Origin of the sequence: Rhodococcus jostii NBRC 16295, from assembly GCF_001894825.1 — a bacterium.
In the GTDB taxonomy this organism is placed as follows: domain Bacteria; phylum Actinomycetota; class Actinomycetes; order Mycobacteriales; family Mycobacteriaceae; genus Rhodococcus_F; species Rhodococcus_F jostii.
Genome location: NZ_BCWY01000035.1, coordinates 1 through 16,226, shown reverse-complemented (window position 1 = coordinate 16,226; position 16,226 = coordinate 1). Strand labels below are relative to the sequence as shown.

Annotated in this window: 15 protein-coding genes; 7 read left to right on the top strand and 8 right to left on the bottom strand. The window is 67.8% G+C overall.

Annotation, left to right across the window (positions count from 1 at the left end; translation table 11 throughout):
• Positions 1-70: 70 nt before the first annotated feature.
• Positions 71-838 (top strand): isoprenyl transferase, encoded by a 768-nt coding sequence (locus RJ1_RS22325; protein ID WP_073364053.1) that lies wholly within the window; start codon positions 71-73, stop codon positions 836-838.
• Between the two features lie 41 nt (positions 839-879).
• Here RJ1_RS22325 and coaA read toward each other — a convergent pair whose 3' ends face one another.
• Entirely contained in the window at positions 880-1,812 is a 933-nt protein-coding gene (gene coaA, locus RJ1_RS22320) for a type I pantothenate kinase (RefSeq protein WP_005238987.1), read from the bottom strand.
• 169 nt (positions 1,813-1,981) lie between these two features.
• Here coaA and RJ1_RS22315 point away from each other — a divergent pair, with 169 nt between their 5' ends.
• The 3 genes from RJ1_RS22315 to phoH2 all read left to right on the top strand — a co-directional run bounded on the left by RJ1_RS22315 (position 1,982) and on the right by phoH2 (position 6,240).
• Complete coding sequence (locus RJ1_RS22315) at positions 1,982-3,202, top strand: DUF885 domain-containing protein (protein WP_073364050.1); 1,221 nt, start codon at positions 1,982-1,984, stop codon at positions 3,200-3,202.
• 66 nt (positions 3,203-3,268) lie between these two features.
• Complete coding sequence (glyA, locus tag RJ1_RS22310; RefSeq protein ID WP_073364048.1) at positions 3,269-4,564, top strand: serine hydroxymethyltransferase; 1,296 nt, start codon at positions 3,269-3,271, stop codon at positions 4,562-4,564.
• Positions 4,565-4,872: 308 nt separating this feature from the next.
• The gene (gene phoH2 / locus RJ1_RS22305) at positions 4,873-6,240 is read left to right on the top strand and encodes an RNA 5'-3' helicase PhoH2 (protein ID WP_073364046.1); all 1,368 of its coding nucleotides are present in this window, start codon (positions 4,873-4,875) and stop codon (positions 6,238-6,240) included.
• 98 nt (positions 6,241-6,338) lie between these two features.
• Here phoH2 and RJ1_RS22300 read toward each other — a convergent pair whose 3' ends face one another.
• Together RJ1_RS22300 and RJ1_RS22295 are read right to left on the bottom strand one after the other, a co-directional pair.
• Positions 6,339-6,770 (bottom strand): limonene-1,2-epoxide hydrolase family protein, encoded by a 432-nt coding sequence (locus RJ1_RS22300; protein ID WP_073364044.1) that lies wholly within the window; start codon positions 6,768-6,770, stop codon positions 6,339-6,341.
• 26 nt (positions 6,771-6,796) lie between these two features.
• Complete coding sequence (locus RJ1_RS22295) at positions 6,797-8,395, bottom strand: serine hydrolase (RefSeq protein WP_073364042.1); 1,599 nt, start codon at positions 8,393-8,395, stop codon at positions 6,797-6,799.
• Positions 8,396-8,550: 155 nt separating this feature from the next.
• Between RJ1_RS22295 and RJ1_RS22290 the strand changes: the two genes are divergently transcribed.
• Positions 8,551-9,408 carry an acyl-ACP desaturase gene (locus tag RJ1_RS22290; RefSeq protein ID WP_073364040.1) on the top strand — a complete coding sequence of 286 codons (858 nt, stop codon included), beginning with the start codon at positions 8,551-8,553 and terminating at the stop codon, positions 9,406-9,408.
• A 61-nt stretch (positions 9,409-9,469) separates the two neighbouring features.
• Here the strand turns inward: RJ1_RS22290 and RJ1_RS22285 are convergent, their stop codons facing one another.
• Together RJ1_RS22285 and glpX are read right to left on the bottom strand one after the other, a co-directional pair.
• Positions 9,470-10,873, bottom strand: coding sequence for a class II fumarate hydratase (locus tag RJ1_RS22285; protein WP_073364038.1), 1,404 nt, complete (start codon positions 10,871-10,873; stop codon positions 9,470-9,472).
• A gap of 98 nt (positions 10,874-10,971) precedes the next feature.
• On the bottom strand, positions 10,972-12,012 hold the full coding sequence (gene glpX / locus RJ1_RS22280) for a class II fructose-bisphosphatase (protein WP_073364037.1): 1,041 nt from the start codon (positions 12,010-12,012) through the stop codon (positions 10,972-10,974).
• 191 nt (positions 12,013-12,203) lie between these two features.
• Between glpX and RJ1_RS22275 the strand changes: the two genes are divergently transcribed.
• Positions 12,204-12,773 (top strand): DUF4245 domain-containing protein, encoded by a 570-nt coding sequence (locus tag RJ1_RS22275; protein WP_073364175.1) that lies wholly within the window; start codon positions 12,204-12,206, stop codon positions 12,771-12,773.
• Between the two features lie 13 nt (positions 12,774-12,786).
• Here the strand turns inward: RJ1_RS22275 and RJ1_RS22270 are convergent, their stop codons facing one another.
• Genes RJ1_RS22270 through RJ1_RS22260 form a run of 3 tightly spaced genes read right to left on the bottom strand, consistent with a single transcriptional unit; the run spans position 12,787 to position 14,903 of the window.
• Positions 12,787-13,017 carry an exodeoxyribonuclease VII small subunit gene (locus RJ1_RS22270; RefSeq protein WP_073364035.1) on the bottom strand — a complete coding sequence of 77 codons (231 nt, stop codon included), beginning with the start codon at positions 13,015-13,017 and terminating at the stop codon, positions 12,787-12,789.
• A gap of 3 nt (positions 13,018-13,020) precedes the next feature.
• Positions 13,021-14,277, bottom strand: a complete 1,257-nt coding sequence (gene xseA, locus RJ1_RS22265; protein WP_073364034.1) for an exodeoxyribonuclease VII large subunit — start codon at positions 14,275-14,277, stop codon at positions 13,021-13,023.
• Positions 14,274-14,903: a lipid droplet-associated protein gene (locus RJ1_RS22260; RefSeq protein WP_073364174.1), complete on the bottom strand. Its 630-nt coding sequence runs from the start codon at positions 14,901-14,903 to the stop codon at positions 14,274-14,276. Before RJ1_RS22260 ends, xseA begins: the two co-directional genes overlap by 4 nt.
• Positions 14,904-15,045: 142 nt before the next feature.
• On the opposite strand from RJ1_RS22260, the gene RJ1_RS22255 reads away from it, so the two are divergent.
• Positions 15,046-16,056 (top strand): 4-hydroxy-3-methylbut-2-enyl diphosphate reductase, encoded by a 1,011-nt coding sequence (locus tag RJ1_RS22255; RefSeq protein WP_073364033.1) that lies wholly within the window; start codon positions 15,046-15,048, stop codon positions 16,054-16,056.
• The last annotated feature ends 170 nt before the right edge of the window (positions 16,057-16,226 follow it).

Sequence of the window (16,226 nt, the reverse complement as noted above, 5' to 3'; positions counted from 1 at the left end):
GCGCTGTGTGACGGCCGTCGCGGATCACCTTCGGGTGCGGCGTACTCTTGCGTGTCATGGTGATCTCCAGGTGAGTGCGCGAGGACTGCTGTACAGCATCTACGAGCGTCGGCTACTGAAGCGGCTCGACGGTCTACAGCACCCTCGGCACATTGCCGTGATGTGCGACGGCAACCGGCGGTGGGCCCGGGAGAACGGCTTCGAGGACGTCAGTCACGGCCATCGCATGGGCGCCCTCAAGATCTCCGAGTTGCTCGGCTGGTGCGACGCCGCGGGCATCGAGATGGCCACCATCTACCTGCTGTCCACCGAGAATCTGCGCCGCGACCCCGAGGAACTCGACACCCTGCTCGAGATCATCACGGACGTCGTGGAGGAGATCTCCGGCCCCGACAAGAACTGGAGCGTCAAGATCGTCGGCGCTCTCGATCTCCTGCCCGCCGCGCAGTCGCGCCGGTTGCGTGACGCGGCCGCCGGAACCGAGGGTCGCACCGGCACCCACGTCAACGTCGCCATCGGCTACGGCGGCCGTCAGGAGATCGCCGACGCCGTCCAGTCGCTGCTCAGCGAGAAGCTCCTCGCGGGACTGTCGGGGGACGAACTCGTGAAATCGATCACTGTCGACGGCATCGACGGCCACCTCTACACGTCCGGCCAGCCCGACCCCGACCTCGTGATCCGCACGTCGGGGGAGCAGCGGCTGTCGGGGTTCCTGCTGTGGCAGAGCGCCTACTCCGAGATCTGGTTCACGGAGGCGTACTGGCCCGAGTTCCGCCGCGTCGATTTCCTCCGCGCGCTGCGCGACTACGCCGCCCGGCACCGCAGGTTCGGCGTCTGACGTGAGCGGCGAAGTGTGCCGGAACACACTTTGCCACTCACCTACAGCTTGCGGAGCCGCAGCCGGTTGATCGAATGATTGGCGTCCTTGCGCAGCACGAGCGTGGCACGCGGACGCGTCGGCAGGATGTTCTCGACCAGGTTCGGCCGGTTGATGTTGTGCCAGATCTCCTGCGCGGCAGACGTTGCGTCCCGATCCGACAGTCCGGCGTAGTGGTGGAAGTGCGCGTCGGGGTCGGAGAACGACGTCTTCCGCAGCGCCAGAAACCGCTGGATGTACCAGTTCTCGATGTCCTCGATCCGCGCGTCGACGTAGATCGAGAAGTCGAACAGGTCCGACACCATCAGCCGGGGTCCGGTCTGCAGCACGTTGAGCCCCTCGATGATGAGGATGTCCGGCTGCCGGATCAGGTGATACTGGCCGGGGATGATGTCGTACGAGATGTGTGAATAGACCGGTGCGGCCACTTCTTCGGCCCCCGACTTCACCTCGGTGACGAACCGCAGCAGCTTGCGGCGGTCGTAACTCTCGGGAAAGCCCTTGCGGTGCATGATCCCGCGGCGGTTCAGTTCGGCCGTCGGGTACAGGAAGCCGTCCGTCGTCACCAGATCGACACGCGGGTGGTGCTCCCAGCGCGCGAGCAGCGCCTGCAGGACACGCGCCGTGGTGGACTTGCCGACCGCCACACTGCCGGCGACGCCGATCACGAACGGCACCTGCTGGTCGGGGTGCTTCTCGCCGAGGAACGTCGCGGTCGCGGCGAACAGTCGCTGCCTGGCCGCCACCTGCAGGTGGATCAGACGCGACAGCGGCAGGTAGACCTCCGCGACCTCCTCGAGGTCGATCTGCTCGCCGAGGCCCCGCAGTCCGTACAGCTCTTCCTCGGTGAGGACGAGCGGCGTCGACTTACGCAGTGTGCGCCACTGCTTCCGGTCGAATTCGACGTACGGACTGGACTCGCTCGTCCGCGCCATCAGTTCCGCTCACACTCGGGTACCAGGGGGAGTGAGCGGCCCATGCCCAGAATCTCTGCCGTCGTCGTCGCGCTGGCGAGTAGCGGTTGCATAGTCGGATTGTGCTTGGTGCCACACGCTGCGCTGTCGGCGGGTCGGGAAGACGTGTCTGCGACTAAGGTCGGACGGCATGGAATCCGTTTCGTTCGTCCGCGAATACTTGCTGCTCGGGCTGGGTTTCGACCGGCTGGAGGAAGGATTCGTCGACGCGTACACCGGCGATCCCGCGCTGCGCAGGCAGGTGGAGAACGCGCCGAAGCCCGATCCGCGCGACCTCGCGCGCACGGCGGCGAACCTTCGCGAGGAGTTGCCGTCGGCCGGACTGTCCGAAGAGCGCACCCGGTTCCTCGACGTCCATCTGCGCGCCCTCGAATGCTCGGGACGCAAGTTCGCTGGAGACGACGTCGCATTCGTCGACGAGGTCGAGGCGTACTTCGACGTCCGCATCGAACGCGGTGACGAGGAGCAGTACCGGGAGGCGCACCGGAAGATGGACGCCGTGCTGCCCGGGACGGGGCCGTTGGCCGAACGCATCCAGGCCCACCGCGCGAAGGACGAGATCCCCGCGGACCGGTTGCAGGAATGCGTCGACGCCTTCTCCAGCGCCTTGCGCGATCTCGTGCGGGAGCACTACGCCCTGCCCGAGACGGAGGTCGTCGAGTACGAGGTGGTGGGCGACAAGCCGTGGTCGGGGTTCAATTACTACCTCGGCGACTACCGTTCCCGGGTCGCGATCAACTCCGACCTGAAGCAGCACATGTCGAACCTGCCGCGGCTGATCGCGCACGAGTCGTACCCCGGCCACCACACCGAGCACTGCCGCAAAGAAGCCGGACTGGTCGGCGCGGGACAGCTCGAGCAGACGCTGTTCGTCGTCAACACCCCGCAGTGCCTGATGGCGGAGGGCCTCGCCGACCTCGCACTGGAGGCGATCGTCGGGTCCGACTGGGGGCTGTGGGCGCAGAAAATCTACGCCGACCTCGGGCTGCGATTCGACGGTGAGCAGGCGCAACGCCTGTCCGGGGCATCCGGCCAGCTGCTCGGCGTGCGGCAGGACGCGGCAATGATGCTGCACGACGAGGGCCGCAGCCACGACGACGTCGCCGCGTTCCTGCAGCGGTGGAGCCTGTCGACCCCCGAGCGGGCCCGGCAGTCGCTGCGGTTCCTGTCGTCGCCGCTGTGGCGGGCCTACACCAGCACCTATGTGGAGGGATACCGCCTGCTCGGCGGCTGGCTGGCCGAGGTGCCCGTCGGCGCGGAGCGGTCGGAGCGGTTCCGTCGACTGCTCGACGAGCCGCTCGTTCCCAGCGTCCTGCGTGCCGGTGAGGGGTCCCTCACCGCGGGCGGTTAGGTACTCCTCACGGGTTCTTCGTAGACTGGGAGCATTCGTTTCCGCATCCAGCTTGGAGATTCCTCGATGACCGCTGTGCCCGGTACCGACGTCAACACGGCCCCCCTCGCCGAACTCGACCCCGAAGTCGCCCAGGCCATGGCAGGTGAGCTGGCCCGTCAGCGCGACACGCTCGAGATGATCGCCTCGGAGAACTTCGTTCCCCGCGCGGTCCTCCAGGCGCAGGGCAGCGTCCTCACCAACAAGTACGCCGAAGGCTACCCGGGGCGCCGGTACTACGGCGGCTGCGAGCACGTCGACGTCATCGAGGACCTCGCCCGCACCCGCGCCAAGGAACTGTTCGGCGCCGACTTCGCGAACGTCCAGCCGCACTCCGGCGCCCAGGCCAACGCGGCCGTCCTGATGGCCCTGATGAACCCGGGGGAGAAGCTCCTCGGCCTCGACCTGGCGCACGGCGGCCACCTCACGCACGGCATGAAGCTGAACTTCTCGGGCAAGCTCTACGACGTCGAGTCGTACGGGGTCAGCAAGGAAGACCACCGCATCGACATGGACGAGGTCCGCAAGATCGCCGTCGCCGCGCAGCCGAAGGTCATCGTCGCCGGCTGGTCTGCGTACCCGCGTCACGAGGACTTTGCCGCGTTCCGTTCCATCGCCGACGAGGTCGGCGCGTACCTGTGGGTCGACATGGCGCACTTCGCGGGCCTGGTGGCTGCCGGCCTGCACCCGTCGCCCGTGCCCTACGCCGACGTCGTGTCCAGCACCGTCCACAAGACGCTGGGCGGACCCCGCTCCGGTCTGATCCTGGCCAAGCAGGAGTGGGCGAAGAAGCTCAACTCCGCCGTGTTCCCCGGTCAGCAGGGCGGGCCGCTGATGCACGCCATCGCCGCCAAGGCCGTTTCGCTGAAGATCGCGGGCACCGAGGAGTTCAAGGACCGTCAGCAGCGCACGCTGACCGGTGCGAAGATCCTCGCCGAGCGCCTGACCGGCTCGGATGTCGTGGACAAGGGCGTCAGCGTCCTCACCGGCGGCACCGACGTCCACCTCGTGCTCGTCGACCTGCGCAACTCGCAGCTCGACGGACAGCAGGGTGAGGATCTCCTCCACGAGGTCGGCATCACCGTCAACCGCAACGCCGTGCCGTTCGACCCGCGCCCGCCGATGGTCACGTCCGGCCTCCGGATCGGCACCGCCGCGCTCGCGTCGCGTGGGTTCGGCGACGAGCAGTTCACCGAGGTCGCCGACATCATCGGCGCCGCGCTCGCCGGATCGGCCGACGTCGAGGCCCTGAAGGCCCGCGTGTCGAAGCTCGCCGCCGACTTCCCGCTGTACGAGGGCCTCGAGGACTGGCGCCTGATCTAGGCGGCTCCGCCGCCCGTGCGTGACCTGCGAGTGCAGAGACTCGTCAACCACGCACGGGCGCCGCAGACGCCCCCGCGTAACGCGATGTTCACCGACACGCCCGCCTCTCGCGCGGCCGTCCGGCGTGTTTGGCAGTACCGTCGGGGGTAACAGGCAGCGGGGAAGTTGCTTGTACGGGAGGTCCTGATCGTGGCTGACACACTCAGTGCGAGGGGGCCGGCGCCCGGCCCTCGTGTGGTGACACACCAGGGACGGACCGGTCCAGCGAACCGAGTTTGCGTGGGTGCCACGCAGACCTAGGAGCCAACGTGACTGCTTCACGCTCCGTCTCAGCCCGCGCCGGACATTCGTCCGCCGCACCCAGGAAGTCCTCGGACTCGGGAATTCGTACGTTCGTACTCGACACGTCCGTATTGCTGTCCGACCCCTGGGCCGTCACCAGGTTCGCCGAGCACCGTGTGGTGCTTCCCCTCGTCGTGATCAGTGAGCTCGAAGGGAAGCGACACCACCACGAGTTGGGATGGTTCGCAAGAGAATCGCTGCGTATGCTGGACGACCTCCGGCTGGAATACGGTCGTCTCGATCAGCCCGTGCCGATCGGCACGGAGGGCGGCACCCTGCAGGTCGAGCTGAATCACACCGACCCGTCGGTTCTTCCGGTCGGATTCCGCACGGACAGCAACGATTCCAGGATCCTCGCCTGCGCACTGAATCTCGAGGCCGAGGGCAGCGACGTCGTCCTCGTCAGCAAGGACATCCCGCTGCGTGTGAAGGCCGGTGCGGTGGGTCTGCCCGCCGACGAGTACCACGCCCACGACGTCGTTCCGTCCGGTTGGACGGGTATGACCGAAATGGATGTGGCATCCTCGTCGATCGACGAATTGTTCGCCGAGGGCGTCGTCGACCTGGAAGAGGCCCGGGAGCTGCCGTGCCACACGGGTATTCGGCTGCTGGGTGGTTCGTCGAGCGCGCTGGGCAGGGTGAACGCCGACAAGCGAGTGCAGTTGGTGCGCGGAGAGCGTGAAGCGTTCGGCCTGCACGGACGTTCGGCCGAGCAGCGGATCGCCCTGGACATCCTGCTCGACGACAGCGTGGGCATCGTGTCGCTCGGCGGCAAGGCGGGCACCGGTAAGTCGGCGCTGGCGTTGACGGCGGGTCTGGAGGCGGTGCTGGAGCGTCGCACCCAGCGGAAGGTCGTCGTCTTCCGGCCTCTCTATGCGGTGGGCGGTCAGGAACTCGGCTACCTGCCGGGCAGTGAGAGCGAGAAGATGGGGCCGTGGGCCCAGGCGGTCTTCGACACCCTGGACGGTCTTGCCAGTACTGAGGTGATGGACGAGGTCATCAGTCGCGGCATGCTGGAAGTGTTGCCACTCACGCATATTCGCGGACGCTCACTGCACGATTCGTTCGTGATCGTGGACGAGGCGCAGTCCCTGGAACGCAACGTGCTGCTCACAGTGCTCTCCCGGCTCGGTACCGGTTCCCGGGTGATCCTCACGCACGACGTCGCTCAGCGCGACAATCTGAGGGTCGGGCGTCACGACGGTGTGGCGGCGGTGATCGAGAAGCTCAAGGGGCATCCGCTGTTCGCTCACATCACGTTGACGCGCAGTGAGCGCTCGCCGATCGCCGCGCTCGTCACGGAGATGCTCGAGGAGTTCGGGCCGACGCCGTAGGCGCCTGTCCCGCAGCGTGATCCGCCCGGTGTCGCACCAGTGCAGTCGGACTGCACCGAGGTGACATCGGGCGGAGTGTCAGCAGAAAACCGGGGTCGTCAGAAGGCCCGCACGATCCCCTTGATCGTGCCCCACAGGACGTCCCGGTTGCTGAAATAGTCACGCCAGACGGCGATCTTGCCGTCCTTCATCTCGAACGTGCCGCACACCCAGAATTCGCTGCGGAGACGCTTGTAGATCAGGACGTCGGTGCGTTCGGTGAGCACTGCCGTTCCGTCGTCGGCGATGTGGTGCAGACGCACGTCGAATCCGAAACCAGGGCGGCTCATGCCGTCCAAGATGCGCATCACGGAGCGGATTCCGCGGATCTTGGGCAGAGACACGTTGTGCCACACGATGTCCTGGTCGAGGTACTGCTGTGCGGCGTCCGGGTCGCCGGCGACGAGCGCGTCCAGGAACGCTCGCACCACCTCGACATTCGCGGTGTCCTTCTGCGTGGTTCCCGTGGGTGCGTGCGAGTTCGAATTCATGATCTTCTCCCCGTCGATGTGTCGGCTCAGCGGACGAATGTCCCCGTGCCTTCCATGTCGTAGTGCTCGAGTGTGACGTTGTTGCCGGCGAACGTGGCCTTCGAGATGGTTCCGGGTGGGGCGTTCTCACCGGTGGGTGTGAAGGTGAAGGTGTCGCCGTCCCAGTGTGTGAGGGGGAAGGTCTGCCCGGCGGGACCGAGTTGGAGTGTCAGCCCGCCGTTGCTCTCGGTGATGACGGCGGGCCCCCAATATGCGTTGTCGTACGTGCCCGCATAGGTCGGAAGGGGCTGCGGTGGTGCCGGGTTCGCGGGGGCGGTCTGGCCGACGAGACTGCCCTCGGGCTCGTCCATCGGCGCGATGGCCTGCCGGTACAACGCTCTCCAGTCCTCGCGGATCTCCCCGAACTGGACGAGGTCGGCGAACTCGGCGGTGAGGGCTTCGGGAATCCCGATGGGTGACCCGTTGGTCAGGGCGACGATCGCGACGTCGGCCGACGGTATCGCAACGAAGTTCGTCGCCACCCCGAGCTGGAATCCACCGGAGTGGCTGAGGGAGACCCGGCCTGCCGGCGAACTCGAGACATTGAACCCGTAACCGTAGGACCCCGGACGGCTGTCCATCGAACGCGGTGGGCTGGACACCATCTGCGGACTGACGGCCGGCAGCAGCGCCTCGGGCGACACGATCTCCTTGCCCTCGAACGTTCCGTCCGCCAGCAGCATCGCCAGCCATTTGCCCATGTTGTTGACGGACGAGCTCACCCCGCCGGCGGGGGACTGGGCGTCGGGGTCGCGCACCGCATCGGCGACGTACCTGCCGTCGACGAGTTGGTGTGCGACGGCGCGGTCGCTGCGGGCCTGATAGTCGGCGAACCGCGAACTCGTGGAGGACATCCCCAGCGGCTGGTAGATCGTCTGCTCCGAAAGCGTCGCCCAATCCGTCCCGGACGCCACCGCGACGGCCTCGGCTGCCGCGGTGAGACCGAAGTTGGTGTACTCGTACGTGATCCGGAACGGGTTCAACGGGTCGAGCCGGAGCTTGTCCAGCACTTGCTGCCGGTTGTAACCCAGGTCCTCGAGCAGGTCGCCGGCATGATCGGGCAGCCCCGACCGGTGCGAGTACAGATCGCCCACCGTGACGTGCTCGGTGACCCACGGGTCGGCGAGGGCGAACCCGGGCAACGTGGACGCCACGGGAGTGTCCCAGCCGATCACCCCGTCGCCGACCTGATGGGCCACCACCGTGGACCCCACCGGTTTCGACATCGACGCCAACTGGAACACGGTGTCGGCGTCCACCTTCTGATCGGTGCCCGCCTCACGAACCCCGAAACCCTTCGCGTAGACGGTCTGCCCGCCGCGGACGACGGCGACCGCCATGCCCGGCAGCCCGGAACTCTCCATCAACTCGTTCGCCAGTTCGTCGAGACGGCCGACGGCGTCGTCGATCTGACCGTCGGGGATCTCGACGCCCGCGACGGTGCCCGGATTCGGTGGTGTGGAAGATTCGGACGTGGAGGTTGCGGAGGGCGAGGAGTCGTCCGTGCCGGAGCCGCACCCCGTGAGGAGGGACCCGCCAAGAGCGACGGCGAGCAGAAGTATCGTCAGGTTCCCATGTCGACGCATTGGCGATCCTCTGCTCGGGCCCGGGAGGGTCGTGAACTCCCAGCCTAACGACTACAGGCCCATGACCTGGCTGTTTTCGTCACAACGCCGGTGTTGTTCCCTCGAATCCACCGCTGGTCAACCCGGCACCCGGGCGCGGACGCTACGGTGTGCGGATGCCGATTGAAAAGAATGACTCGCAGCTGCTCAGTGAGCTGGCTCCGGTGGTGGACGAAAACCTCACACGCCACATCGCCGAGGCGGACGGCTGGCAGCCGCACGATCTGGTTCCCTGGGACCAGGGCAAGAACTTTGCGTTCATGGGTGGAACGGATTGGTCGGCAGATCAGTCGACCCTGAGCGAGGTCGAGGCGCTCGCTCTGACCGTGGGTGTGCTGGTAGCGGACAACGTGCCCGCCTATCACCGGGAGATCGCCAAACATCTCGCCCTGGTCGGACCGTGGTGGCGCTGGGTGGGCCGCTGGACCGCGGAGGAGAACCGGCACTCCATCGTGCTCCGGAACTACCTGATGGTGACGCGGGCCGTCGATCCCGTCGCCCTCGAGCGCGCGCGGATGGACGAGATGGTCCGCGGTTACGCGATGCCGCCGATGCACCTGATCGAGATGCTCGCGAACTCGGCGTTCGAGGAGAAGGCCGCGGCAGTGCGTCATCACAACACCGCGGCGCTCGGTGAGGACCCGCTGGTGGCCGTGATCGCCGAGCGACTGGCCGCCGACGACGAACTGCAGTCACTGTTCTACCGGAACCTCGTCGAGGCGGCGTTCGAGCTGGTCCCCGACCAGACGATGCGCGCCATCGCTTCGCGGATCGCCGCCTTCGACGTGCCGAGCGTGGCGCTCCCCGGCGGAACCGACAGCACCGCCGTGCTCGCCGAGGCCGGGATCTACGACCCCGCCCAGCAAGGAGAGAAGGTCTTCGCCCCGCTGCTCCGCGCGTGGAACATCGCCGGTCGCACCGATCTCGGCGAGGAGGGCGAGAAGGCCCGGGACGAGCTGTCCGCGTTGCTGTAGGGACTTCCTGCGCGTGAGGGCCCGCACTCGAACGGAGTGCGGGCCCTCTCCGTCGGCAGGGTCAGTCCTTCACCTTCGCCATCGCCAGCACGTCGAGACGCCTGTCGAGTTCTTCCTCGCTCAGCTTGTCGCCGATCAGGCCGCGGTCGATGACCGTTTCCCGGATGGTCTTCTTCTCCTTCAGCGCCTGCTTCGCGACCGCGGCGGCCTCCTCGTACCCGATCGCCGAGTTCAGCGGCGTCACGATGGACGGCGACGACTCCGCGAGAGTCTTCAGGTGCTCGGTGTTCGCGACGAGCCCCGCGACACACCGGTCGGCGAACAGCCGCGAGACGTTGGCCAGCAACGTGAACGACTCCAGCAGGTTCCGCGCCATCATCGGGATGTACACGTTGAGCTCGAATGCGCCCGCCGCACCTCCCCACGCGACGGCGGCGTCGTTGCCGACCACCTGCGCGGCGACCTGGGTGGCCGCCTCCGGGAGCACCGGGTTGACCTTGCCGGGCATGATCGAGCTGCCGGGCTGCAGGTCGGGGAGCCGGATCTCGCCGAGACCGGTGAGCGGTCCCGAACCCATCCAGCGGATGTCGTTGGCGATCTTGGTCAGGGACACCGCGATCGTCCGCAACGCTCCGGACGCCTCCACCAGGCCGTCGCGCGCCGCCTGCGCCTCGAAACTGTTCTTCGCCGGTGTGAGGGCGTCGACACCCGTCGCCTTCACCAGTTCGGCCACGACCTTCGGACCGAAGCCGTCGGGGGCATTGAGTCCCGTTCCGACCGCGGTGCCGCCGATGGGCAGCTCACCGAGACGGGGAAGGCAGGCCACGACCCGCTCCATTCCCGCCTCCATCTGGCGTGCGTAACCGCCGAACTCCTGCCCGAGGGTCACCGGGACCGCGTCCATGAGGTGGGTGCGACCCGACTTCACGACGGTCTTCCACTCGGTGGACTTGTCGAGCAGCGCCAGCCGCAGATGGTCGAGGGCGGGGAGGAGGTCCTTCACCGCGGCCTCGGTGGCCGCGACGTGTGTTGCGGTGGGAAAGGTGTCGTTGGACGACTGCGACATGTTGACGTCGTCGTTGGGGTGGACCACCACACCGTTCGCCGCCGCGATCGAGGCGATCACCTCGTTGGCGTTCATGTTGGAACTGGTGCCCGAGCCGGTTTGGAAGACGTCGATGGGAAATTGATCGTCGTGCTTGCCCTCGGCGATCTCGCCTGCCGCGGCGATGATGGCGTCCGCCTTGTCGGAGTCGAGGAGGCCGAGGTCCTTGTTGACCTGCGCGCAGGCTGCCTTCAGCAGCCCCATCGCACGAATCTGGGTGCGCTCGAGACCTCGACCGCTGATCGGGAAGTTCTCGACGGCACGCTGAGTTTGCGCGCGCCACAGGGCATCCACGGGCACCCGCACCTCGCCCATGGTGTCGTGTTCGATCCGGTACTGCTGCTCGTTGCTCTCGGTCATGCGTCAAACATGCCACTTATGGGCGCCGAGTGGGGATGCTCCCGTGCGCCTTTCCGGTCGCCGCAGCAACCGGAAAGGCGCACGAGCAGCGGAGCTGCCTAGAACGTCGGCGGAACGGCGCCGTCCTCGCCCGTGAAGTCCACGGACGAGTACTCGCGCAGCTTCTCCAGACGGTGGTACGCGTCGATCATGCGGACGGTGCCCGACTTCGACCGCATCACGATCGACTGGGTCGACGCGCCGCCACCGTAGTAGCGGACACCGCGGAGCAGGTCGCCGTCGGTGACACCGGTGGCGCAGAAGAAGACATTTTCACCGGACACGAGATCCTCGGTCGTCAGCACGCGGTCGAGGTCGTGGCCCGCGTCGATGGCCTTCTGCCGCTCGGCGTCGTCGGTCGGGGCCAGGCGGCCCTGCAGCGAACCACCCATACAGCGCATCGCGGCGGCGGCGATGATGCCCTCCGGGGTGCCACCGGTGCCGATCAGGATGTCGGTGCCCGAGTCCGGACGCGCGGCGGCGATCGCACCCGCGACGTCACCGTCGGAGATGAGGCGGATGCGGGCGCCGGTGTCCCGGACCTCCTGAATGAGCCCGGCATGCCGGGGGCGGTCGAGGATGCAGACCGTCACGTCGGACGTGGACGCCTTGCGGACCTTCGCGACGCGCTTGATGTTCTCCGCGACGGGAGCGGTGATGTCGATGACGTCGGCGGCGTCGGGACCGACGGCAATCTTCTCCATGTAGAACACGGCGGACGGGTCGAACATGGCGCCGCGCTCGGCGACCGCGAGTACGGCGATGGCGTTGGGCATGCCCTTGGCCATCAGCGTGGTGCCGTCGACCGGGTCGACCGCGAAGTCGCACTCGGGTCCGTCGCCGTTGCCGACCTCCTCGCCGTTGAACAGCATCGGGGCTTCGTCCTTCTCGCCCTCACCGATGACGACGACGCCGCGCATCGAGACCGAGCTCACGAGCTGGCGCATGGCGTCGACGGCAGCTCCGTCGCCGCCCTCCTTGTCGCCACGGCCGACCCAGCGACCGGCAGCCATCGCACCAGCCTCGGTGACTCGGACCAATTCCAGAGCAAGATTTCGGTCCGGGGCCTCGCGGCGACTCGAAGTGGTGCTAGCCGTCATGGGCAGTGCCTCCTGGTGCTGTCACGGTCGACGTTGTACGCCGACGCTGTGTCGGCGGCCTCACGGCCACCGAGTGTCGGGTGGATCTCGCCTGCTGATTCTCCCAGAAAGATGTGTGACGTGCGCTGCTGGGGCGCGATTCACGGGACCGAGAATCGTTGTTCCGGGACCGACCCTGGATACTGGTGGGCGTGGCATCTGATAAACCCCGCATCCTGCACAACAACCGCGACATGGTGTGGTCGCTCGTACCCCTTGTCCTGTTCTGCGTACTGATCGCGGGTATCGCCAGCCAGTGCACGTTCAGCCCCGGCGGGCCGACGAGCGGCCCGATCCCCAGCTTCGACATCGACGCGGCGCTGAAGTACGACGCGAAGGACCTTCCGTTCCCGGTGCGTCAGCCGGCGACCCCGGAGGGCTGGACGCCCAACTCGGGCAGCCGCAGCATCGTCAGCGGCGACGGTGGCGGCGATTCGAGCACCGTCGGTTTCATCACCGACGCCGGCCGCTACATCCAGCTCACGCAGAGCAACGCCGGCGAGACGGTACTCGTGCCGTTCGTCGCGGGTGGACCGCGCACGGCCACCGGAACCGAGGACGTCGCAGGTCACAGCTGGATCGTGTACGGCGGTGAGGGTGTCGAACCGATCTGGGTGTCCGACTTCGGCGACGTCCGGCTGCTCGTCACGGGCAGCGCATCACCCGAGGCGTTCGAGCAGTTGACGACCGCGTCGGCGGACGCCCCGGTCCTCGCAGACTGAGACGAGAGGGGCGTCAGCCCTCGTCGTCGGCATGTGACAGCGCGGTCTCGACGCGCTTGCGGGCCCCGGCGAGGTGCTCCTCGCAACGCTTCGCCAGGGCTTCGCCCCGCTCCCACAACGCGAGCGACGCGTCCAAGTCGAGGCCGCCCTGCTCCAGCACCTTGACCACGTCGACGAGTTCGTCGCGCGCCGCCTCGTAGCCGAGCTCCGCGATGTCGGTGTCGTTTCCGGTGGGCTTGCTCATGTCCTACTTGTCCTTTCCCATCACCGCGGCACGGACTGCGCCGTCGGCGACTCGAACGCGAATCTGGGTGCCCGGCGGGGCGTCGTCGACCGAACGCAGCACCTCGGGGTCGCCGTCGGGCACTATCCGCTGGACCACGGAGTACCCGCGGGCCAGGGTTGCCGCGGGCCCGAGGGTCGTGAGCCGGGCGCGCAGGTGCTCGACGGTCGTGCTCTCCGCGGCGATCGCGCGGCTGATGTCGCGTCGGCCGGCCTCGCGCAATCGCTCGACCTCGTCCGACCGGTGGTCCAGTGCGCGCAGCGGGTCGGCGAGCACCGGCCGGCTCCGCAGCTGGGAGATCAGGTGCGACTCGCGCTGCACCCAGTTGCGCAGGGCGGCCGCGCTCCGCGACCGCAGTTCGCCGACCAGGGCCTGCTCGGCGACGGCGTCCGGGACCACCCGTTTGGCGGCGTCGGTGGGTGTCGCGGCCCGCAGGTCGGCGACGTGGTCGCTGAGGGGGCTGTCCGGCTCGTGCCCGATCGCGCTGACCACCGGTGTCGTGCAGGCGACGATCGCGCGGCACAGCGTTTCGTCGGAGAACGGCAGCAGGTCTTCCACGCTGCCGCCGCCGCGCGCGAGGATGATGACGTCGACGTGCGGGTCGGCGTCCAATTCCTTCAACGCGTCGAGGATCTGTGGGACGGCGGTCGCACCCTGGACCGGGGTGTTGCGCACCTCGAACCGCACGGCCGGCCAGCGGCGCTGCGCCACGCTGAGCACGTCGTGCTCGGCGGCGCTCGCGCGACCCGTGATCAGCCCGATCGTTCCCGGCAGGAACGGCAGCGGACGCTTCAACCGAGGGTCGAACAGGCCTTCCGCGGCCAGCAACGCGCGTAAGCGCTCGATCCGGGCCAGGAGTTCACCGATCCCGATCGCGCGGATCTCCGTGACCCGCAGCGACACCGACCCGCGGCCGGTGTAGAACGACAACTTGCCGAACATCACCACCCGGCTGCCCTCGGTGAGCGGGACGGGGGAGTTCTGGAGCAACTGAGGGGAACAGGTCACCGACAGCGACATGTCGACGGACGGATCCCGCAGGACCAGAAACGCGGTCCGGGTGCCGGGTCGCGCGTTGATCTGGGTGATCTGTCCCTCCACCCAGACGCTGCCGAGCCGGTCGATCCACTGTGCGACCTTGGCCGACACGGTGCGGACAGGCCAGGGCTGCTCGGCGGTACTCGGTCCGATACTGGCTGCGCGGGGCTGTGCGGAGGTCACTTGGCCTTGGCGGTGGTGATGCGGTTGGTCAGCATGGTCTGGAACGGCGCCCGTGCGAGGGTCGCGTTCTCGTAGTCCAGCAGCGTCGTGAGGTCCTCGACCGACAGGCTGCGCAGGCGCGCCCGCAACTGGGCGAGGGTGAGCGTGCCGTAGTCGAGGAGCACGGCGATCTCGGGTTCGGCGACGGCCGGCGCGGAGGCCGTGGGCTTCTTGGTCGCGGTCTTCGCGGGGGCGGAACCGTTGGTGGCGGCGGGAGCAGCCTTCGGGGTCGAGATCTTCGGGAGCGCGCTCTCGTCCTGCGGGCTCAGCGAGTACAGGGCGAACCGGCCCGGTCCGGCCGGACGGTCGTCGGTGCCGTCGACGGCGGGCTCGGGACCGGTGTCCTCGTCGAAGACCGCCCACGCCGGCTGCTCGTCGTCGTGCGTCCAGTTGATGAGTGCGAATGCCTGGTCACCCTTGATGGCCAGCGCCGTCATGGACTGCTGAACCCGCATCGTGGTCTGCAGCACCTGGCTGACCGCGGTCATGGGCAGGGTCGCCGCGGTGGTGGGCAGCTTTCGGGCCTCTTCGACGGCCGTCACGGCGATTCCAGCGGCGACGCGCGCCACGAACGGGGGACGAATCATTCCCACAGCCTGCCTGACAACGGCACGTTTGGGTAGCCGACGTGCCCACAGCGTCGACGACTCGGGTGCGACGATGCGCACAGTACCCCGCCGGGGCCCTGCGAAAGTGTCGTCCGCCGGGGGTGCCCCGTAGTCTGGAACCATGTCTTCGGCTGTTCCACTCAATGTGGGTATCACACGTTCGGCAGATTCGGGAGCGTCGCGTGCCGACGGCGGGAAGCGCGTGCTGCTCGCAGAGCCACGCGGCTACTGCGCCGGCGTCGACCGCGCCGTCGAGACGGTGGAGAAGGCTCTCGAGAAGCACGGCGCCCCGATCTACGTGCGCAAGGAGATCGTGCACAATCGGCACGTCGTCGAGACGCTCACCGATCAGGGTGTCGTCTTCGTCGACGAAACCGACGAGGTTCCCGAGGGTGCGCTGCTCGTGTTCTCCGCCCACGGCGTGTCTCCCGCCGTTCACGAATCAGCTGCAGCGCGCAATCTGCGCACGATCGACGCCACCTGCCCGCTGGTCACGAAGGTTCACCAGGAGGCCAAGCGCTTCGCCCGCGACGACTTCGACATCCTCCTCATCGGCCACGAAGGCCACGAGGAAGTGGAGGGCACGGCCGGCGAGGCCCCCGATCACGTGCAGCTCGTCGACGGTCCCGATTCGGTCGACACCGTGACCGTCCGCGACGAATCGAAGGTCATCTGGCTGTCGCAGACCACGTTGAGCGTCGACGAGACGATGCAGACGGTCGCCCGACTGCGGGAGCGTTTCCCGAATCTGCAGGACCCGCCGAGCGACGACATCTGCTACGCCACCCAGAACCGTCAGGTGGCGGTCAAGGCGATGGCGCCCGAGTGCGACCTCGTGATCGTGGTCGGCTCCCGGAACTCGTCGAACTCCGTCCGCCTCGTCGAGGTAGCGCTGGGTGCGGGCGCGAAGGCGTCGTACCTGGTCGACTACGCACGCGAGGTCGATCCGGCGTGGCTCGACGGCGTCCGGACGGTGGGAATCACCTCGGGCGCGTCCGTGCCGGAGATCCTGGTCCGCGGCGTGATCGATCTGCTCGACGAGCACGGATTCCACGACGTCCAGCCGGTCACCACGGCCAACGAGACGCTGGTCTTCGCATTGCCGCGCGAGCTTCGCGCGGCGCGGACCTGATCGGCCCGCTCACCCCGCTCTAGCGGGGCTGCTCCGTCTCGAACGGCGGCTCGTACCGGTCGCGGTAGCGCACCTGCGGAATGGGGTGGGCCGGAATGTCGGGGTTGGGCCGCGGCCGGGGCGTTGCGCGCGGCGGGACCGAACGCGGCACCTGGGTGGTGCGCGGCGGT